Source organism: Nonomuraea sp. GTA35 (assembly GCF_041950525.1).
Lineage (GTDB): Bacteria > Actinomycetota > Actinomycetes > Streptosporangiales > Streptosporangiaceae > Nonomuraea.
This window is the reverse complement of the sequence record NZ_JBGNUV010000001.1, coordinates 525581-545431: the sequence shown is the minus strand read 5'-3', so window position 1 is coordinate 545431 and position 19851 is coordinate 525581. Positions and strand designations below refer to the sequence as shown.

Here is a 19851-nt window from a genome sequence, read left to right as displayed (position 1 = left end):
GCCCGGGCGCCCTCCCGCAACCGGCAGTTGCGCCGTTTTACATACATGTCAGCATGTATCCCATGAAGCGCACTGCCGAAGAAGCGGCGGCCACCCGTGCCCGGGTGCTGGAGGCCGCGATCCTCGTGTTCGCCGACAAGGGCTGGAAGGATGCGACCTTCCACGCCATCGGCGCACGCGCCGGCGTCACCCGCGGAGCCGTCCACCACCACTTCGGGGACAAGAAGCTGCTGCTGGAAGAGGCGATCGGCGCCGGTTGGCGGCGCCACGCCGCGCCGGCCCTGGAGGAGCTGGTCCGTCCGGAGCACGGCCCCGGCCGGCGACTCACCGGCTTCCTCACCCGCTACCTGCGGCTGCTCGCCGAGAACGAGTCCTTCCGCGCGCTGGCGGTCGCCTCGGTGCTCGTGGCCCCCCAGGTCCTCGACGTCGGGGAGGGCGTCAAGGAGAAGATCGAGGAGACCGACCAGTGGGCCGCCCTCATCCTCCCGCTCCTCGACACCCCCGGGCTGCGCCAGGGGCTGCGGGCCGAGGACGCCCTGTTCACGGTGATGGCCATGCTGCACGGGGTCACCGTCACCGCGGCCACGGCCCCCCACGAGCTGCCGGCCGCCGAGGCCGCCGCCGGCATCGCCCGCGCCGTCGTGGCGGGCCTGCTTCCCGGCCAGGAGGAGGGGTGAGCTCCCCACGTCCCGCCGGCTCCCCCAGGGTCGCCGTCACCGTGGCCAGTGCGGCGCTGTTCACCGACATGCTGGTCTACGGGCTGGCCGTACCCGTCCTGCCGCTGCTGCCCTCGGTGGCCGCCGCCGGGCCGGCCTCCGGCGGCGTCCTGTTCGCCGCCTACGCCGTGGCGATGGTCGCCGTGACCCCGCTGGCCGGCCGGCTGACCGACCGCAAGGGGGCGCGGACCCCCATGCTGGCCGGCCTGGCCGGTCTGGCGGCGGCGACGCTGCTGTTCAGCGTGGCCGAGCCGTTCTGGCTGCTGCTGCTCGCCCGCGCTCTGCAAGGAGCCGCCGGGGGCCTGTCCTGGGTGGCGAGCCTGTCGCTGATCGCGGCGTGCACTCCGATGCGCACCCGGGCGCGTTCCATGGGGATCGCACTGAGCGCCATCTCCCTCGGCACGCTCCTCGGGCCGCCCCTCGCCGGGATCATGGTCGAGCAGGCAGGGGTACGTTCCCCGTTCGTGCTGGCGGCCTGCCTCGCGCTCGCCGACGGCCTGGCCCGGATCCTGCTGGTCAGGAAGACCGGCGAGGTGACCGACGACACGGGCGGGCCGCTGACGGTCCTGCGCGTGCGAGGCTCGGTCACGATCGTGGTCGTCATCGCGCTGGGAGCGGCGGTGATGGCCGCGGTCGAACCGGTGCTCCCGGCCCGGCTGGCGGGCGCGCTCGGAGTCGGGCCGAGCGGGGTCGGTGCGTTGTTCGCGCTGGCGGTGCTCACCGCGATCGTGGCCAACCCCGTCGTCGGCGGGCTGTCCGCGCAGGTCCCCGCCCGGCGGCTGGTCACCGCCGGAGCCCTGATCGGTGCGGGGTCACTGGCCGGTCTGGGGTGGGCGGTGACGGTGTGGCAGGCGGCGCTGGCCATGGCCGGGCTGGGCGTCACCGTCGCTCTCCTCCTCGCCCCCGTCACCGCGCTGATCGGGGATCAGGGCCGGCGCAGCGACCCGCCTACCCTGGGCGGCACCTACGCGCTGTACAACCTCGCCTATGCGGCGGGGCTGGCGTCGGGGCCGCTGGCGGGCGGCGCGGCCACCGGCACGATGGGCTTCTCCGCGGGAATGGGCGCTGTCGCGCTGCTCGTCGCGGTGACGGGCCTGATCGTGGCCCGAGGCCTTCCGGTGCCTGCTAGCCCTGCATGAGCCGGGCGAGCCGGTCCCAGGCCGGGGACGAGGCTCCGGGCTGGGACTGCTCGGCCAGCCGGGCGATGGCCTCGTTGTGGACGGGGCGGGTCTCGGATCGGCTGTGGTGCCGGGCGTACCAGCCGCGGGTACGGTCCGCCAGGGCAGGCAGGCGGGGATCGTCCGGCGGCCAGTCGTAGGCGGCGTCATGGTCGAGGTAGAGGGCGCGGAACTCGGGGTCGCCGAGGAGCTCGCGTTTCTCGGCGATCCACACGGCGGCGTCGTCGGGTGAGGCCGTCTGCATCAGGATCCAGCCGTCGCGTTCCAGGTTCCGCTGGCGTTCGCTCACGCCGAGCCGGCGCAGCTCGTCGAGGTAGTCGGCCACCTCGGGGGAGACGAACAGCCGGTCACCGCCGCGCAGCTCGGCGAGTTGCTCGCGGGTTCGCCGTAGCTGCGTGATGCGGTCGTCGAGGTCGTGGTCGAGCTCGGCGATGGCCGCGGTGAGGGTGTCCGCGTCGGCGTCGAGCAGATCCTTGATGCGGGCCAGGGGCACGCCCGCCCGGGCCAGGGTTCTGATCTTGACGAGGTCGATCGCGTCCTTGGCGGTGTAGCGGCGGTAGCCGGAGGAGTCGCGGTCGGGCTCGGTGAGCAGGCCGCGCTGGTGGTAGTGGCGGATGGCCTTCGTGGTGACTCCGGCGTAGTGCGCGAGCTGGCCGATCGTGAGCATGCCGGACATCCTGGCACCCTTCGGATGGTCAGGCCTGGCGGACCAGGCGGCTCGGATGGTCAGGCCTGGCCGGCCAGGCGGCCGCCGCAGCTCGTCGGCCCGCGCGGCGAGCACGAGCGCGATCCGCCGGGACCGGCGACTTCTATGCCGCCGTTCCCGGACTTGGTTAACAGTCCTGCCGTCCAATCGTCCGGAAAGCGGCGTCACGAGTTGATTTCGAGGCTTGACCGCGCCGGGCCGCGCGCCTACCGTCCTTTCCAAGTTAGGAAACCTTACTAACGCTGGCGTCATCCCCGCTCATAGGAGACCCTCGTGCGCTTCGTCCCTCTCGCGGCGGCCGGGTTGCTGGCCCTGTCGCTGACCGCCTGCACCGCGGGCAAGCAGGCGCCGCCGTCGCTCGGCGCCCAGCCCAGACCCACCGCGAGCGGCACCGGCCCGGCCGCCGCCGCGCTGCCCGCCGCCACGCTGGAGCTGTGGCACGGCTTCTCCACGGACGTCGAGACGAAGGCGTTCGAGGAGGCGGTCGCGGGCTTCACGAAGAAGTTCCCGCAGATCAAGGTCACCATGAAGAAGGGCATCCAGGACGACCAGATCACCCAGGCGATCCGCGGCGGCAAGGCGCCCGACGTGGCGGCCTCGTTCACCACCGACAACGTCGCCCAGTGGTGCAAGAGCGGCGCCTTCCAGGATCTGACCCCGGTCATCCAGCAGGACGGCATCGACCTGAGCGTGCTGCCGGCCGCGTCCCGCGCGTACACCGAGTTCGAGGGCAAGCGGTGCACGATGCCGCTGCTCGCGGACGCGTACGGGCTGTACTACAACAAGGCGCTCATGAAGGGCGAGCAGCCGCCGAAGACGCTGTCGGAGCTGACCGAGCTGACCAAGAAGCTCACCGTCCGCGACGCCGACGGGACCATCAAGGTCGCCGGGTTCATCCCGAGCTTCCAGTACTACGAGAACTCCCCCAGCCACCTCGGGCCCATGGTGGGCGCGAAGTGGTACAACGACGACGGCACCTCGGCCATCGGCTCCGACCCGGCGTGGAAGCAGCTCCTGCGCTGGCAGAAGGAGCTGGTCGACTGGTACGGCTACGACAAGCTGGAGAAGTTCCGCAAGGGCCTGGGCGACGAGTGGGGCGCCGAGCACCCGTTCTTCGAGGGCAAGGTCGCAATGATCCTCGACGGCGAGTGGCGCAACGCCATGATCGCGGGCGACCCCGACGCCAAGGACATGGACTACGGCACCGCCCCGCTGCCCGTCGCCGACGACAAGCCCGACCTGTACGGCAGCGGCTTCACCGCCGGCACCGTGATCGGCGTGCCGAAGGGCGCCGCGCACCCGCAGCACGCCTGGGAGCTGGTCAAGCACCTGACGACCGACACCGAGTCGCTGGTGACGCTGTCGAACGCGCTGCGCAACGTGCCGACCACCAAGGCCGCCATGGAGCACCCGCGCCTGGCCAGGGACGACAACTTCGCCACCTTCCTCGGCATCTTCTCCCATCCCAAGACCTCGACGCTGCCGGCCAACGTCAACAGCGTCTTCAACCAGGACGCCTTCTCCACCTTCCTCACCCAGTGGGAGAAGGGCGCGGTCAAGGACCTCGACGCCGGGCTGGCCGAGGTGGACAAGCGGATCAACGACAAGCTGAAGCTCTCCGGGGGCTGATGATGGTCTCCACCCACGCGGCGCCGCCCCGCCGGCGGCGCGGCGAGGGCGCGCGCGCCCTCCTGTGGCTGTCGCCGTGGATCATCGGCGTCGCGGTCTTCTTCGTCTACCCGCTGCTGTCCACGGTGTACTTCTCCTTCCACCGCTACGACCTGTTCACCCTGGAGTTCGTCGGCCTGGACAACTACCGCTACGCCTTCTCCGACACCCGCGTGCTGCAGTCGGCCCTGAACACCCTCTGGCTCGTGGCGTTCATGGTCCCGGCCCAGGTCCTGTTCGCGCTCGGCGTGGCGCAACTGCTGACCAAGGTGAAGCGCGGCGGCGGGATCCTGCGGACGATCTTCTACCTGCCGTCGCTGGTGCCGACGGTGGCCGGCACGGTCGCCTTCGTGTACCTGCTCAACCCGGCGACCGGCCCGGTCAACCAGATGCTGGCGTGGTTCGGCATCACCGGGCCCGACTGGTTCGGCAGCGCCGCCTGGGCCAAGCCCAGCCTGACGCTGCTCGCCCTGTGGGGCGCGGGCAACCTCATCATGATCTTCCTGGCGGCGCTGCTGGACGTGCCCAGGCACCTGTACGAGGCCGCCGCGATCGACGGGGCGGGCGCCTGGCGGCAGTTCCGCAGCATCACGCTGCCGATGATCTCCCCCGTGCTGATGTTCTCGGCCGTCACCGGCGTGATCTACGCCGTGCAGTACTTCACCCAGGCGATGATCGCCTCCCGGGTGGCCTCCGGCGCGACCGACTCGGCCGGCTCCACGTTCACCCCCGGCTATCCGGACGGCTCGCTGCTCACCCTGCCCCAGCACCTGTTCCACACCGGGTTCCGTGACTGGTCGATGGGGCTGGCCTGCGTGCACGCGCTGCTGCTGTTCGCGGTCGCGATGCTGTTCACGCTGATCCTGCTCCGCCAGTTCAGCAAGGCGGAGGTGGCCTCGTGAGGCGCAGGCGCGGCCTGATGTGGGTCGCCCGGCACGCGCCGGCCATCGCGCTCGCGCTGATGTTCCTGGGCCCGATCGCGTTCGTGGCGCTGACCGCGCTCATGACCGACGAGCAGGCGCTCACCAGCGAGCTGTGGCCCGAGCGGTGGAACTGGGCCAACTTCGCCGACGTCTTCGCCCGCTCGGAGCTGCTCACCTGGACGGCCAACACGTTCGTCTACGCCTCGCTGGCGACGCTGTTCATGCTGGTGTCGTCCATCCCGGCGGCCTACGCGCTGTCCCGTTTCCGCTTCCGGGGGCGCAAGGCGGCGTTCCTCGTCGTGATCGCCACGATGATGCTGCCGCCCCAGGTCGTGGCGGTGCCGATCTACCTGGTGTGGGCGCGGCTGGACCTGACGGACTCGCTGTGGCCGCTGATCCTGCCGATGCTCTTCGGTGACGCCTTCTCGATCTTCCTGCTGCGCCAGTTCCTCATCACGATCCCGCGCGACTACACCGACGCGGCCAAGGTGGACGGCTGCTCGGACGTGAAGATCCTGTTCACCGTCATCCTGCCGATGGCCCGCCCCGCGATCGCGGCGGTGGCGCTGTTCTCGTTCTTCTACTGCTGGAACGACTACTACGGGCCGCTGCTGTACGCCGGGGTCGACCAGGAGGGCTGGACCCTGTCGCTGGGGCTGGCCACCTTCAAGGCCTTCCACAGCGTGCAGTGGAACCTCACCATGGCCGCCACCCTGCTGGTGACCGCCCCGGTGATCATCGTTTTCCTCTTCGCCCAGCGGGTCTTCATCGAGGGCGTGACATTGACGGGAGTGAAGGGTTGAAACTCGCCGTGGTCGGGGGCGGCTCGACGTACACGCCTGAGCTGGTCGACGGGTTCGCCCGGTTGCGGGAGGATCTGCCGCTGACCGAGCTCGTCCTGGTGGATCCGGCCGCGGAGCGGCTGGGGCCGGTCGCGGGCATGGCCCGCAGGATGTTGCGGGCGGCCGGGCACCCGGCCACCGTGACCGCGACCGGCGACCTGCGGGAAGGGGTCGCCGGGGCGGCGGTCGTCCTGCTGCAGCTCCGGGTGGGCGGGCAGGCGGCCCGCGAGGTGGACGAGACGCTGCCGCTGCGCTGCGGCTGCGTCGGCCAGGAGACGACGGGCGCGGGCGGCCTGGCCAAGGCGCTGCGGACGGTGCCGGTGGTGCTGGACATCGCCGAGGTGATCGCCGAGCACGCGCCCGAGGCGTGGATCGTCGACTTCACCAACCCGGTCGGCATCGTCACCCGCGCGCTGCTGGACGCCGGGCACCACGCGATCGGGCTGTGCAACGTGGCGATCGGCTTCCAGCGCCGCTTCGCGGCCATGCTGGGCGTCGCGCCGTCACGGGTGTCGCTCGGGCACGTAGGTCTCAACCACCTCACCTGGGTGCGGTCGGTCGGGCTCGACGGCGTGGACGTGCTGCCCGATCTGATCGGCGAGCACGCCGCGCAGATCGCCGCCGACGTGCGCCTGCCGGTCGAGCTGATCACCCGGCTCGGCGCCGTGCCGTCGTACTACCTGCGCTACTTCTACGCCCACAACCTGGTGGTGGCCGAGCAGCGGGCCGAGCCGTCACGCGCGGCGCAGGTGGCGGACATGGAGCGGCGGCTGCTCGCCATGTACGCCGATCCCGGCGTGACCGACAAGCCGGACCTGCTGGAACAGCGGGGAGGCGCGTTCTACTCCGAGGCGGCGGTGGCGCTCATCGCCTCGCTGCTCGGCGACCGGGGCGACACCCAGGTCGTCAACGTGCGCAACGGCGGCGTCCTGCCGTTCCTGCCGGACGAGGCGGTCGTCGAGGTCCCGGCCAGGATCACGGCCTCCGGCGCCGCGCCGCTGCCCGTCGCCCCCGTCGAGCCGCTCTACGCGGGGCTCATCGCGCACGTGTCGGCGTACGAGACGCTCGCCGTCGAAGCCGCGCTGCGCGGCGGGCGCGAGCGGGTCGCCGACGCGCTGCTCGCCCACCCGCTCGTCGGGCAGGAGCACCTGGCGGGCGAGCTGGCCGCGCTGCTGGTGGAGGCCAACCGCGCGCACCTGCCGTGGGCGGGAACGCGGTGAGGACGATCCTGGCGGTGGACGGCGGCAACAGCAAGACCGATCTCGCGCTGGTGGCCGAGGACGGGACCGTGCTCGCCACGGGCCGGGCCGGCCCGTTCGTGCCGCAGAGCGCCGGGGTGGCCGCCGCCGCCGACGTGGTGGAGCGCGGGGCCAGGGCGCTGCGCGACGGCATGGCCGCGCCGTACGCCGATGTGATGGCGGCCTACCTGGCCGGAGCCGACTTCCCCGCCGAGGAGGAGGCGCTGCGCGCGGAGTTCGAGGCGCGCGGGTGCGCGGGCGAGGTGACGGTGGCCAACGACACCTTCGCGGTGCTGCGCGCGGGCGCCTCCCTGCCGTGGGGCGTCGTCGTGGTGTGCGGGGCGGGCATGAACGCCGCCGGCGTCTCGCCGTCCGGAGAGGTGGCCCGCTTCCCCGCGGTCGGCAGGTGGAGCGGCGACTGGGGCGGCGGTGAGGACCTGGCCGCCTGGGTGCTCTGGCACGCCGCCCGCATGGAGGACGGGCGCGGCCCGGCCACCGCGCTGGCCGAGCTGGTCGTCACGCGGTTCGGCACGGCGAGCGTCGCGGAGGTGGTGCACGCCCTGCACTTCGGCGAGCTGGACCCGGCCCGGCTGCACGAGCTGGTGCCTGACCTGTTCGCGGTCGCGGCCGGCGGCGACGCCGTGGCCAGGGGCCTGGTGGACCGGCAGGCCGAGGAGGTGGCCGTGATGGCCAGGGTGTGCCTGGAGCGGCTCGGGCTGCTGGACACGCCCGCCGAGGTCGTGCTCGGCGGCAGCGTGCTGACCGCGCGGGACCCGTACCTGCACGGCCTGATCGAGGCCGCGATCGGCGCGAGCGCGCCGCTCGCGCGGGTCGTGGTCAGCTCGCTCCCCCCTGTCGCGGGCGCCGCCCTGGCCGGGCTGGACCTGCTCGGCGCGGCCGAGGCCGCGCGAACCGCAGTTCGCGATCATTTCAGGAGGAGCAGATGAGAAGGCTGATCCCCGCCGCGCTCGCGCTGGCGCTGCTGGCGGGCGTGAACACCCCCGCCCAGGCCGCCGCGCCCGGGCACATCCGGGTGGACCAGGTCGGTTTCCTGCCGGACGAGAGCAAGCACGCCTACCTGATGACCAGCGGCCGGGCGGGGCGCTTCACCGTGGTGGACCGCCGCGGCCGGGTGGTGCTCACCGGGCGGGCGGGCCCCGACCGGGGCGCCTGGAACAGCACGTACCCGCACGTCTACGACCTCGACCTGACCCGGCTGCGCACCCCCGGCAGCTACCGCATAAAGGCGGCCGGGGCGGCGCCGGCCGAGTTCGAGATCGCGCCGTCGCGGAATCCGGCGGCCGGGGTGCTGGGCTTCTTCGGCCTGCAGCGCGACGGCGCCGACGCGCCCCGCACGCCCAGCCACCTCAACGACCGGGCCGCCTCCGTCTACGACTGGCCCGAGTTCACCGGCCCCGACACCGACCAGATCAAGGGCGAGCTGAGGAGGATCGGCGGCCCGGTCGACGTCGAGGGCGGCTGGTTCGACGCGGGCGACTACCTCAAGTTCACCCACATCCTGGCGTACGTGGACACGCTCCTGTGGGCCGCCCAGCGGGACGGGAAGGCCCCCGGCCGCGCCCTGCGCAACGAAGCAGCCCATGGCCTGAAATATCTGGACAAGATGTGGGATGAGGAGTCGAAGACCCTCTACATCCAGGTCGGCATCGGCGCCGGCAACGTCGAGGGCACGTTCGTCGGCGACCACGACATCTGGCGCCTGCCCGAGGCCGACGACGGCGACGCCGCCGCAGGGCACCAGTTCATCCGCCATCGCCCGGTCTTCCGCGCCGCCGCCCCCGGCCAGCCGATCAGCCCGAACCTGGCCGGGCGCACCGCCGCCGCCTTCGCCCTGGCCGCGCAGGTCGAACCGTCCCCTCGCCGCGCCGCCCGCCTGCTCGACCAGGCCGCCTCCGTCTACGCGACCGCCAGGACCACCGGCGTGGCCCGGCTGGTCACCTCCCTGCCGCACGCGTTCTACCCCGAGAGCGTCTGGCGCGACGACATGCAGCTCGGCGCCGCCGAGCTGGCCCTGGCCGCGCAGCGCCTGCGCGACCCGCGCGCCGGGCGGTGGCTGGCGGACTCGGCCCGCTGGGCGCGCGGCTACCTCGACGAGGATCAGGGCGACACGCTCAACCTGTACGACGTGAGCGCCCTGGCCCACGCCGACCTCCTCAAGGCCATGCGGGCCGCCGGGGCCGGTGGAACAGGCGGTCCCGCCGTCACCCCCGGGACCGGCGCGACCGGCGGGCTCGCCGTCACCGAGGCGGACCTGATCGCGGGGCTCAAGGCCCAGCTCGACCTCGGCGCCCGCCGCGCCGCCGCGGACCCGTTCCGGGCCGGCGCGCGGTACGACACGTTCGACTCGGTCCCGCACGCGTTCGGCCTGGCCGCCACCGCCCGCCTCTACAGGTCGGTGACCGGCGACCGTGCCTACGACGCCTTCGGCACGCAGCAGCGCAACTGGGCGCTCGGCGCGAACCCGTGGGGCGTGTCCTTCGTCGCCGGGGCGGGCGAGAACTCGATCGCCTGCCCGCACCACCAGATCGCCAACATCACCGGCAGACCCGCCACCGGCGCGGTCGTCAACGGGCCCAACGGCGCGGAGCTGTTCGAGGGCGGCTTGGGCGGGCACTTCGAGGAGATGCCGCCCTGCCCGGCCGACGGCGTGGACCGCCATGCCGAGTTCACCGGGCACGGCAGCCGCTTCGTCGACGACGTGCGCTCCTGGCAGGCTTCCGAGCCGGCCGACGATTTCGCGGCGATCGCCCTGTACGCTCTCGTGCTGACGTCGACGTGACGCCCCTGACGCGGAGGTGACGTGAAGCCCCCTGTCCACGGGACGCCGAGGCTGATGCGCGCGATCAACGACCGCGCCGCGCTGCGCATCCTGCTGGAGAAAGGCCCGCTGACGCGGCCCGAGCTGAGCGAGCTGACCGGCCTGTCCAAGCCGACGGCGTTCCAGCTCCTGGCCCGGTTGCAGGAGGCGGGCCTGGTGGTCGGCGACGGCGTCCGGGCGGGGCAGCCCGGACGCACGGCCGAGGTCTACCGGGTCAACGGGGCGGCGGCGTACGTGGCGGCGCTGGACGTCACGCCCGAGCGGATCGCCGTGCAGGTGGCCGACCTCACCGGCGCCCTCGTCGGCGAGGCCACGTCACCCGAGCCCTCATCCGGCCCGTCACCCGAGCCCTCATCCGCTCCGGCGCCTGGCCCGTCCCCCGAGGGTGGCGGCCTGGTCGAGCGGCTGCGGGCGGCGATCGAAGCGGCGCGGCCACCCGGCCCGCTGCACCGCGTCGTCATCGGCGTGCAGGGCGCGGTCGACCCCACGACCGGCAGGCTCGACCACGCCACCGCCGACGACATGCCCGGCTGGCAGATCGCCGACCTGGTGCCCACGCTGAGCGCCGGGCTCGGCGTCACCGTCGACGTGGAGAACGACGTCAACCTCGTCGCCCTCGCCGAGCAGGCGCACGGCGCGGCGACCGGCTGCCAGGACTTCGTGCTGCTGTGGGCCGGCGAGGGCCTCGGCGCCGCTCTCGTGATCGGCGGGCGGCTGCACCGCGGCTTCTTCGGCGGCGCCGGCGAGGTGGGCTACATGCCGGTGCCCGGCGCCGCCACGGCCCGCGACGGCGGCCGGTTCGCCGAGCACGGCTACCAGGCGCTGGCCGGCGGGCCGGCCGTCCAGGACCTGCTGCGTTCGTACGGCGTGCACGGGGCCGACTTCCGCGAGTCGGTGGCGACCGCGGTGCGCCTGTCCGAGGGCGCCGGGAGGGCCGCCGAGGAGGCGGCCGCCGGCCTGCGCACGGTGGCCGCCCGGATCGCCCTCGGCCTGGCGACCATCGCCTCGGTCGTCGACCCGGGGCTCGTCGTGCTGGCCGGGAGCCTGGTGTCCGCCGGGGGCGAGCGGCTGCGCGACCTCGTCGAGCGGGAGCTGAGGGTGCTGGACGTGGATCGCCCGCTGGTGCGGCTGTCGGCCGTCCGAGGCAACCCGGTGCTGGTGGGCGCGATGGACCTGGCGCTCGCCCGCGTCAGGGACGAGGTGTTCGGCCAGGCCGCCCGCGACGGCGTCCCGGCCACCACGGCGGGCCGCTGACCGCGTCCGGGCCACCACAGCGGGCGGCTGACCGCGTCCGCGATCGACGGGTCCGGCGGCGCGTAGGTGGCCGTGCTCCGATCGTGATCCGCTTACGGCAAGATCACGGCTTGTGCAGAAGACGACGATCACGGCCCTGGTGGCCTGCGGCTGCCTGCTGGCGGCGGCCACACCCGCCCAGGCCGCCCCCAAGGATCCCGTACGCGCTCTCAAGAGCGAGCTCACCTCCGGGCGCGGCGTACGGTTCACCGAGACGACCATGCTGTCGGGCGACGGCAAGACCAAGATCCAGAGCCGCAAGGGGACCTTCCAGTTCAACGCCAAGGGCGTGGCGGCCTCCGACATCACCGCCACCCCCGTGGGCCGCCCCCGCGAGCGTACGATCAGCGTCGGCAAGGTCAGCTACACCTCGGGCGGCATGTGGCAGGACCGCCTGCCGGAGGGCAAGTCCTGGGTCAGGAGCAACGCCCTGCTCGGCGGCGGCAGCGGCTTCTACGGCCAGGTGATCAACCCCGCCGAGCCGAAGACCCTGGCCGCGCTGGTCAAGAAGGGCAGGCTGAGCGGGAGCACGCTCACCGGGAAGATCACCTTCAAGGAGCTGGAGAAGGTGTCACGCTGGTTCGGCGCCTCGATCCCGCTGCGCATGCACGACGACACGAAGGTGTCCTACACGCTCACGCTGACCTCGGCCGGGCTGGTGAGCAGGGTGAAGTCGTCGTACGCGGCCACGGGCGTGTTCGACACCAACCAGTTCGAAGGAAAGACGATCACGATCGACAGCCGCTTCACCGGCTGGGGCGCCAAGGTGTCCATCAAGGCGCCGGACCCCGAGACGGTGACCACCGACGTGGATGACTGACGGCCCCTCCCCCATCGCTCCGGCGGGTCGTCCCGCGCGGCGGCCGGAGGTGCGTCTCGACGGCCGCCGGCACCGCACGATCCCCGGAGACCGGCGAAGGGCTATCGTGTGGATCGCGCGTGGAAGCCCCGGGAAAGGAGCGGGATGCCGGAAATCCGCCCGCTCCGGCCGAGCGACCCCGAACGGGTCGGCCGCTGGCGGCTCATCGGCGTGCTCGGCTCCGGCGGCCAGGGGACGGTCTACAAGGCGGTGGGCGACGACGGGCGCGAGGGCGCCGTCAAGCTGCTGCACAGCCACCTGAGCGGCGACGACACCATCACCCGGGGCTTCCTGCGGGAGGCCGAGGCGGCGCGGCGGGTGGCGGCGTTCTGCACGGCGGCGGTGCTGGACGTCGGGACGGCCGGCGATCAGCCGTACATCGTGAGCGAGTACATCGCGGGTGAGACGCTGCAGCAGGTCGTCCGGTCGGCGGGGCCGCGCGCGGGCGGGGCGCTGGACCGGCTGGCGATCTCCACGCTGACCGCGCTGGCCGCCATCCACCAGGCCGGCATCGTGCACCGGGACTTCAAGCCGGGCAACGTGCTGATAGGGCCCGAGGGGCCGATCGTCATCGACTTCGGCATCGCCAAGGCACTGGACGCGACGACGATGACGTCCGGGGTGGTGGGGACGCCGACGTACATGTCACCTGAGCAGTTCGAGGGGCTGCGGGTGGGGCCGGCGTCGGACGTGTTCGGCTGGGCGGGGACCATGGTGTTCGCGGCCACGGGGCGGCCGCCCTTCCCCGGGGAGACGGTCCCGGCCATCCTGAACGCCGTGCTCACCGGCTCTCCCGAGCTGAGCGGGGTGCCCGCGCGGCTCGCGGAGGTGCTGCGGGACTGCTTCGCCAAGGATCCGGCGGCACGGCCGCTGCCCCTCGACCTGATGAAGCGGCTGACGAGCCGTCCTGGTGCGGCCACCACCGTACCGCCGCCGCACCTGTGGGCCCCTGACCCTGGAGGGACGGCCTCGCCTCCGCCCGACCTCGCACCGACGGGCTCGGCGACCGCGCCGCCCGGCCTCGCGTCAGCGGGCTCGGCAACCGCGCCGCCCGGTGCAGGTCAGCCCGCAGGCCACGCACCCGGCACAGGTCAGCCCGCAGATGGCAGGCTTGCACCGGCGGCGCCCGGCGGCCCGGGGTACCCGGGCTACCCGGGCCACTCGGGCGTGGTGCCGCCGCAGCAGGCCGGGATGGGAAACGTCGAGACGTCACCGGGTGGCGGCGGGAAGCGGGTGAGCCGCCGGGCCGTGCTCAGCGCGGGGACGGCGGCGCTGGCGACGGCGGCGGTGTCGGCGTTCGTCGCGCTCAGGCCGGACGGCGGCACCGGCCGGCAGGGCCTGACGCGGAACCAGCCGCCCTCACCCACCGGCACGGGGACGGCCACCGCCTCCATGTCGCCCTCTCCCGCGCGGACCCCGGCCGCCGAGCCGTTCGGGACGCTGATCGGGGAGCCGGTGCGGCTGCCCGCCGGTACGGGCACGCCCGCGGCGATGGCGGCGAGCGGGTCCGGGGTGGCCTGCGGCACGAGCAACGGGTCCATCCTCATCTGGGATCTCTCCACGGCCACGAGCTCCGAGCTGGGCGACGGCGGGGCGGGCACGACGGCGGTCGCCTACGGGCGACGCGGCGGCACGCCGGTGATCGTTTCCGGGCACACCGACGGCAGGATGCGGCTGTGGAGCCCCTCTGGCGAGAGCCTGGGCACGCGGAAGTCCGGCGATCCGATCGTCGCGGTGACGATCGCGGGCGGCCGGGTGGTCGCGGTGTCGCAGAAGTACGACAGCCTGCGGGACCTGCACGGCACCGTACGCCTGTGGGACGCCGGCACCGGCAGGCAGATCGGCCCCACGAGCACCGAGCACTTCCAGGGGATCAACGGCCTGGCCTTCGGCCGCCTGGACGGTGACGACGTGCTGGTGACGGGCGACGGCGCGAACCGCGTACGGGTGCGCCGCCTGGCCACGGGCGCGGTGACGCACACGTACAGGACGGGTGAGGTCGGCGGCATCGAGCGGCTGGCGTGCGGCGAGCTGGACGGCAAGCCGGTGCTCGTCTCCACCCATCTGGACGCCACCCTGCGCGTGTACGACCTGGCGACGGGCAAGCGCAGGAAGAAGTGGCAGTTCAGCGACCGCAGCCCGGACGACCGGGGCACCGCCGCGCTGGTGGCGGGCACGCTGGGCGGCGTGCCGGTCGCGGTCGTGGCGCACGCGCCGCACGGCGCGGACGCGTTCGTGGGGGTGCGGCGGCTGGACGACGGGGCGATCGTCGGCGAGTTCGGGCACGGCACGGGCGGCGGGATCCGCCTGCTGGCCCTGGCCGAGCAGGCCGGGCGCCCCGTCGTGGTGACGGTGGGCGAGGACCGGCTGCTGCGGGCATGGAGCCTCGGCCCGTCCTAGGGTACGTCCCCCGCCGCGCGCCGCGCTGTCAGCCGGCGGGCTGCCACTGGGCCTCCACCCAGACCGTGTCGCCGTGGGCCAGCGCCTCGACGCGCACGCCCTCCGTGGCCGGCACCGGCACGTCGAGCTCGCCGCAGTCGGCGACCACGCTGACCGACACCAGCGCGTCGCTGCCCACGACCGTGACACGCGCCCGGGTGGCCGAGGTGGCCAGGGCGGTGAGGACGGCCTCGGTGAGGTCCCGCCTGACCGCCAGCGGCGGCGTCGGCCACCGACCGCGGGCGTCCAGCTCGACCACGACGCCCTTGCGGTCCGCCACGTCGATGCAGTGGCGCAGCTCGTGCAGCAGGGGGTTGTCAACCCTGTCGGACTCGGCGAACAGCCTGCGCATGCGGGCCGCCTCGATGGCGCAGCTCCGCTGGACCAGCGGGTCCTCCGGGCGGAGCGAGCCGTCGGCGAGGCCCTCCAGCAGCGGCACCGTGGTCGCCGACAGCTCGGCGAAGCGCTGCTGCCTACGATGGTGCGACTCGGCGGCGACGGCTTCGGCGACGCGTACCCGCTCGATCTCCCTGCGCGCGGCCACCGCCGCCGCGCCGAGGCTGCGCAGCACGGTCGCCACCACCGCCACGCACAGCGGGAAGCCGACCACGGTCACCGACCCGGTGGCGAACCGGGCCAGCGCCCCGCGGCTGGCCCCTTCGAACACGAGCAGGTTGCACAGCGCGGTCAGCTCGTGGCCCAGCAGGAACAGCACCGCGGCACGCAGCGGGCGGTCCAGCACCACGACGAGGCCCGCCCAGTTGGCCGCGCCGAACATCCAGTCCGGGCCGGTCGAGGTGCGGCCGTCCGGCAGCGTGAGGTACGACAGCATGGACGCGCTGAGCACGACGGCGATGGCCACGCCGCGCAGCCGTCCCCACGACCGGCCGCGGACGAGCAGCACGGCCTCACCGATCAGCACGACACCGACCGCCGCGAAGGCGGCGAACTGCGCGAGCGGCGTCTCGTAGGAGTCGAGGTGGCGCAGCAGGGTGGAGAGCCCGAGCCCGAACACGACCACCAGGGCGACGACCAGCGTCGCGACCCGCAGGCCGCGCCGCAGCTGCGCCCGCGCCGACTCCTCGATGGCGTCAGCGTCCCTCACGGCGGGATCCTTCACAGCCGGATCCTTCACCGCAGGATCACGCACAGCCGGATCTCTCACAGCGGGATCAGGCACAGCGGGATCGTGCACCATGGCGTCACCCACCGGCGGCGCGCCATTCGAGCCGGACCCGGGTCCCCTCGCCTGCGGCGGAGGTGATCGTGGCCGTTCCGCCGACGCGCTCCATCCTGCCGCGGATGGACTCCCGCACCCCGCGCCGCGTCTCCGGCACCCCGTCCGGCGAGAACCCCCTCCCCCGGTCGGCGACCTCGACCCGGAGCGCCCCGGCGTCGCCGCTGAGCCGGACGGCCGCGCGGGTGGTGCCCGCATGGCGGCGCACGTTGGCGAGGGCCTCGCCCGCCGCGTCGGTGATCGCCCTGGCGACGCCGAACGGCAGGCGGAGCCGTTCGGGGCCGTCGAAGTCCACGCTCAGGTGGGTGACGGCGAGATCGGCGCGCAGCAGGCCGACCAGGTCGGCCTCCTCGGGTGTCCGCCCGCCGCCTGCGCGCAGCTTGTCCAGGTCGCGCCGCGCCTGCGGGGCCAGCCAGCCGGCGTCGGAGCGCACCTGCCCCAGGCCCACCATCAGCAGGGTCGTCGCCGCCGTGTCGTGCAGCGAGTTGACCTGCTCGCGTTCCTCGGCGCGCACGGCCGCGGCCACCTCGGCCTCGCCCCGCGCCCGCAGGGCCTCGGCCGCCATCAGGTCGGCCCGTTTCGCCGCACGCCAGACAAGGATCCAGGCCGCTCTGGAGAGCGCGGCGGCCGGCAGTGCCCACACCGTCCCGGTGACCAGGCTGGCGTCCACCTCCCACGCGCCCGCCGCCAGCAGGAGCGCCACCGCCCCGCCTCCGGCGGCGACCGCGGCCATCGCGCCCACCACCAGCGAGGTGTACCACTGGTAGGTCACACAGGCGAAGGTCACCAGCAGCCGCAGCCAGCCGGTGTTCCTGGCCTCCACGAGGTCGATCAAGAAGATGGTGCCGAACAGCCCCAGCAGGACGGCCACGTCGACGGTGACGAGCACGTTCCCCCGGCCCGCCCGCAGCCACCACGCGAACCCGCAGGTCCACAGCGCCGCCAGGCCGGCCACGACCACGGTGCCGGCCAGTTGCTCGTCCGGGGCCCGGAACAGGGCGATGGCGCAGCTCGGCACCAGAGTCGCCAGGCGCACCGCAGCGGCGTACCTGCGGCCGAAACGCACCAGCAGCCCCGCGGCCTCCCCTGCCAACCGCCACCTCTCGAAGCGCTCACGCCCTTGCCGTCACGGCAGCCTAACGTCTCCCCCACCAGGGAAGGCCACGACTTAGGAGAATTTGTCGGGCATTCGCCTGACATGCCGGCCAGCCCCCGGGGTCGAGCAGGCTCGCGCGGAGTCCAGGTCCGGAGCAACCCTGCGAGATCCCGCAGCGGATCCTGGCCGGGAGCTACTCCCCGAGGTCCCGCAGCGAGCCCTGCTCGTGGTCGCTCGTGCGGCGGGCGGCCCGCCGCTGGCCGTGGCGCGAGTGGATTAACCGGTCCGTCCCGGGCCGGTGCACGAAGTCGTTGATCGAGCGAAGGTTGAGCTGTCTGCCGGTGTTCTGCCCGGGCCCGTTGGCGGTGGCCTCCTTGGGTGCGTGACCGTCGAACGCGATCTCCAGGCGCCAGCCGTCACGCTGCAGGATGACTACGGGGCCGGAGGATCGCGGGACGGTCTGCACGTCCCAGCCTTGTCGGTGTGCCCGGTGGGCAAGTGCGCGCGGATTCACCGAGTCGTACTCCTTGTGTCGAACGGGGGTGGTCCAGCGGAATTCGGCCTGCGGGGTGTCACGGGACGGGTGCGGTAGGTAGGCGGTCGACAGATCCCTTCTATCCAAGGGACGGTCGTAAGTCCGGTTCGGGTTCCATGACGCGCCTTTCTGAGCGTCGCCATCCCGGCCGCGAATCTCTGAACGTGCGATCCAGACGGGCCGCTCGGCCGTCCACGGCACGACCCTGCGCTACCGTTCGGCCGGCTCCGGCCCCACTCCGGCCCCAGCGGTCGCGCTGCCGCACGGCGTGGCCCTGCCGTTCCTGGCCGGGGCGTTGGAGCCGCACCGGCGGCCAGGACGCGGCGACGTCAACGGGGTCAGCGGATCCGGCGCCCCGTCTCGGCGCAGGAGTAGCCGCCCAGCGCCTCCACCTCGGCGCGGAAGCCGGGCTGTTCCAGGAGCGCCCACAGCGGAGCCAGCAGTTCCTCGGCCTGCGTTCCGGTACGCAGCACCAGGTCGTACGGTTCCTGCGCCACCGGCACGAAGTCGAGCCCGAAGGCGCGGGCGGCGGCGAGGATGCCCAGGCCGCAGTCCGCCCGCCCGGCGGCCACGGCCGCGGCGACCGCCAGGTGGGTGTGCTCCTCGCGGGAGTAGCCCGGCACCTCGGCGGGGTCGATGCCGTGGCCGGCCAGCTCGTGGTCCAGCAGCGCCCGCGTGCCGGCGCCGCGCTGACGGTTCACGTAGCGCAGGCCGGGATGGGTCAGGTCCTTGATGCCGGTCAGGCCGAGCGGGTTGCCGGGGGCGACGATGAGGCCCTGGTCCCGGTGGACGAGCCTGATCACGGCGAGGTCGGCGTCCGCGCCCATCAGCCGGTCCACGTAGGGCAGCGTGTACTCGCCGGTGGCGGGGTCCAGCAGGTGGGAGCCGGCCAGGTGGCACAGGCCGTCGCGCAGCGCCACGAGGCCGCCGAGCGAGCCGACGTTCGACGAGGCCAGGGTGACGAGCGGGTCGGCGGCGCGCAGGGCGGAGGCCGCGAGGTCGAGCACCAGGTCGTGCGAGCCGATGGCGACGATGGTCCGGCCGATCTCCGACAGGCCGCGCAGCAGCTCGACCCGGACCTGCTCCCCGGCGTGGTGGCCCTCCACCCCCGCGGGGACGACGAGCAGGCCGTCGGCGCGGACCAGCGAGGTGAGCACGCCGGCGCCGCGGGGCAGCGGGGTGGCGACGAGCCGGTCCCGCACCCGGCCCAGGCGCACGCGTACCCAGTCGTCCATGCCGAGGGCGGACGGCAGCTTCCTGGCCAGGTGGGCGGTGGCCGCCGGGCGTTCGCGCGGCGCGGCGCCCTCCAGCTCGGCGAGCATCGGGGCCGCGAAGATGTCGAACGTCAGCGCCGCCGACACCGGGTACCCGGGCACGCCGATCACGGGCGTCCGCGCGACCGCGCCGAGCACGACGGGGTGGCCGGGCCGTACGGCGACCCCGTGGACCGCGACGACGCCGGCCTCGGCGACCACGCGGGCGGTGTAGTCGTCCCGGCCGGCGCTGGAGCCGGCGATGAGCAGGACCAGATCGGCGTCGCGGGTGGCCGCCGCGAGCGCCGCGGCGAGGGCCTCGGGGTCGTCGGGGACGATCTCCGTCACCCGGGCCTCGCAGCCGGCCTCCCGCGCCTGCGCGGCCAGCATCAGCGAGTTCGTGTCGAGGATGTCGCCGGGGGCGAGGTCGGCGCCGATCGGGCGGATCTCGTCGCCGGTCGGCACGATCACCACGCGCGGCGCGCGCCGCAGGCCGAGCTCGGCGACTCCCGCCGCGGCGCAGGCCGCGACGTCGACGGGGCGCAGCCGGTGGCCCTCGGGCAGCAGCAGCTCGCCGGCGCTGATGTCCTCCCCGATGGAGCGGACGTGCTGGTAGGGCGGGACGGCCGCGCGGAGCTCGGCCTCGCCTGCCGCGGTGCGGTGCACGTGCTCCCGCATGACCACGGCGTCGTACCCGTCGGGCAGCGGGTCGCCGGTGTCCACGACGGCGAAGTCGCCGGGGGCCAGGAGCACCGGGCTGGTCTCGGCCGCGCCGACGGTGTCGGCGGCGCGTACGGCGATGCCGTCCATGGCCGCGGAGTCGAAGGCGGGCGAGGACCGCACGGCCCAGACGGGCTCGGCCGTGACCCGTCCCACGGCGGCGGCGACCGGCGCCCGGAGCAGGCCGACCCGGGCGGGGCAGCCCGCCGCGGCGCGCGCCTCGCGCCAGACGGCGAGGGCCTGCGCCGCAGGGACGTCGGAGACAAAAGGACTTTCCGCGCTCATCACTACAGGATGACCTCTACTCAG

General features: G+C 73.8%; 16 protein-coding genes. 11 read left to right on the top strand and 5 right to left on the bottom strand.

Going from position 1 to position 19851, the window contains the following annotated elements:
* Positions 1–62 precede the first annotated feature (62 nt).
* Complete coding sequence (locus ACBJ32_RS02390) at positions 63–677, top strand: TetR/AcrR family transcriptional regulator (RefSeq protein ID WP_375125188.1); 615 nt, start codon at positions 63–65, stop codon at positions 675–677.
* The gene (locus ACBJ32_RS02385; RefSeq protein ID WP_375125187.1) at positions 674–1855 is read left to right on the top strand and encodes an MFS transporter; all 1182 of its coding nucleotides are present in this window, start codon (positions 674–676) and stop codon (positions 1853–1855) included. The genes ACBJ32_RS02390 and ACBJ32_RS02385 overlap by 4 nt, the downstream gene beginning before the upstream one ends.
* Here ACBJ32_RS02385 and ACBJ32_RS02380 read toward each other — a convergent pair.
* A complete protein-coding gene (locus tag ACBJ32_RS02380) occupies positions 1842–2570 on the bottom strand; it encodes a MerR family transcriptional regulator (protein ID WP_375125186.1) in 729 nt (242 codons plus the stop codon). The two genes, ACBJ32_RS02385 and ACBJ32_RS02380, sit on opposite strands and share 14 nt — an antisense overlap.
* Positions 2571–2873: 303 nt before the next feature.
* Here ACBJ32_RS02380 and ACBJ32_RS02375 point away from each other — a divergent pair, with 303 nt between their 5' ends.
* The 9 genes from ACBJ32_RS02375 to ACBJ32_RS02335 all read left to right on the top strand — a co-directional run bounded on the left by ACBJ32_RS02375 (position 2874) and on the right by ACBJ32_RS02335 (position 14662).
* Positions 2874–4229, top strand: coding sequence for an extracellular solute-binding protein (locus tag ACBJ32_RS02375; protein WP_375125185.1), 1356 nt, complete (start codon positions 2874–2876; stop codon positions 4227–4229).
* The gene (locus ACBJ32_RS02370) at positions 4229–5170 is read left to right on the top strand and encodes a carbohydrate ABC transporter permease (protein ID WP_375125184.1); all 942 of its coding nucleotides are present in this window, start codon (positions 4229–4231) and stop codon (positions 5168–5170) included. Before ACBJ32_RS02375 ends, ACBJ32_RS02370 begins: the two co-directional genes overlap by 1 nt.
* Positions 5167–5994, top strand: coding sequence for a carbohydrate ABC transporter permease (locus tag ACBJ32_RS02365; RefSeq protein ID WP_375125183.1), 828 nt, complete (start codon positions 5167–5169; stop codon positions 5992–5994). The genes ACBJ32_RS02370 and ACBJ32_RS02365 overlap by 4 nt, the downstream gene beginning before the upstream one ends.
* Positions 5991–7253, top strand: a complete 1263-nt coding sequence (locus ACBJ32_RS02360; protein ID WP_375125182.1) for a 6-phospho-beta-glucosidase — start codon at positions 5991–5993, stop codon at positions 7251–7253. Before ACBJ32_RS02365 ends, ACBJ32_RS02360 begins: the two co-directional genes overlap by 4 nt.
* On the top strand, positions 7250–8218 hold the full coding sequence (locus ACBJ32_RS02355; protein WP_375125181.1) for an N-acetylglucosamine kinase: 969 nt from the start codon (positions 7250–7252) through the stop codon (positions 8216–8218). The genes ACBJ32_RS02360 and ACBJ32_RS02355 overlap by 4 nt, the downstream gene beginning before the upstream one ends.
* Positions 8215–10071 carry a glycoside hydrolase family 9 protein gene (locus ACBJ32_RS02350; protein ID WP_375125180.1) on the top strand — a complete coding sequence of 619 codons (1857 nt, stop codon included), beginning with the start codon at positions 8215–8217 and terminating at the stop codon, positions 10069–10071. The genes ACBJ32_RS02355 and ACBJ32_RS02350 overlap by 4 nt, the downstream gene beginning before the upstream one ends.
* Before the next feature lie 21 nt (positions 10072–10092).
* Positions 10093–11364 carry an ROK family protein gene (locus ACBJ32_RS02345; protein ID WP_375125179.1) on the top strand — a complete coding sequence of 424 codons (1272 nt, stop codon included), beginning with the start codon at positions 10093–10095 and terminating at the stop codon, positions 11362–11364.
* Between the two features lie 112 nt (positions 11365–11476).
* Positions 11477–12223 carry a hypothetical protein gene (locus ACBJ32_RS02340; protein WP_375125178.1) on the top strand — a complete coding sequence of 249 codons (747 nt, stop codon included), beginning with the start codon at positions 11477–11479 and terminating at the stop codon, positions 12221–12223.
* A 144-nt stretch (positions 12224–12367) separates the two neighbouring features.
* Positions 12368–14662: a protein kinase gene (locus ACBJ32_RS02335; protein WP_375125177.1), complete on the top strand. Its 2295-nt coding sequence runs from the start codon at positions 12368–12370 to the stop codon at positions 14660–14662.
* Between the two features lie 28 nt (positions 14663–14690).
* On the opposite strand, the gene ACBJ32_RS02330 is transcribed toward ACBJ32_RS02335, so the two are convergent.
* The 4 genes from ACBJ32_RS02330 to ACBJ32_RS02315 all read right to left on the bottom strand — a co-directional run bounded on the left by ACBJ32_RS02330 (position 14691) and on the right by ACBJ32_RS02315 (position 19827).
* On the bottom strand, positions 14691–15806 hold the full coding sequence (locus tag ACBJ32_RS02330; protein WP_375125176.1) for a hypothetical protein: 1116 nt from the start codon (positions 15804–15806) through the stop codon (positions 14691–14693).
* Positions 15807–15903: 97 nt separating this feature from the next.
* Entirely contained in the window at positions 15904–17031 is a 1128-nt protein-coding gene (locus ACBJ32_RS02325) for a sensor histidine kinase (RefSeq protein WP_375125175.1), read from the bottom strand.
* A gap of 196 nt (positions 17032–17227) precedes the next feature.
* On the bottom strand, positions 17228–17500 hold the full coding sequence (locus tag ACBJ32_RS02320) for a hypothetical protein (RefSeq protein ID WP_375125174.1): 273 nt from the start codon (positions 17498–17500) through the stop codon (positions 17228–17230).
* A 407-nt stretch (positions 17501–17907) separates the two neighbouring features.
* The gene (locus ACBJ32_RS02315; RefSeq protein WP_375125173.1) at positions 17908–19827 is read right to left on the bottom strand and encodes a molybdopterin biosynthesis protein; all 1920 of its coding nucleotides are present in this window, start codon (positions 19825–19827) and stop codon (positions 17908–17910) included.
* Positions 19828–19851: the final 24 nt, after the last annotated feature.

Coding starts and splice junctions, on each gene's coding strand:
- ACBJ32_RS02350 (WP_375125180.1), top strand. CDS start 8,215: ATGAGAAGGCTGATCCCCGCCGCGCTCGCGCTGGCGCTGCTGGCGGGC.
- ACBJ32_RS02315 (WP_375125173.1), bottom strand. CDS start 19,827: ATGAGCGCGGAAAGTCCTTTTGTCTCCGACGTCCCTGCGGCGCAGGCC.
- ACBJ32_RS02335 (WP_375125177.1), top strand. CDS start 12,368: ATGCCGGAAATCCGCCCGCTCCGGCCGAGCGACCCCGAACGGGTCGGC.
- ACBJ32_RS02380 (WP_375125186.1), bottom strand. CDS start 2,570: ATGTCCGGCATGCTCACGATCGGCCAGCTCGCGCACTACGCCGGAGTC.
- ACBJ32_RS02390 (WP_375125188.1), top strand. CDS start 63: ATGAAGCGCACTGCCGAAGAAGCGGCGGCCACCCGTGCCCGGGTGCTG.
- ACBJ32_RS02370 (WP_375125184.1), top strand. CDS start 4,229: ATGATGGTCTCCACCCACGCGGCGCCGCCCCGCCGGCGGCGCGGCGAG.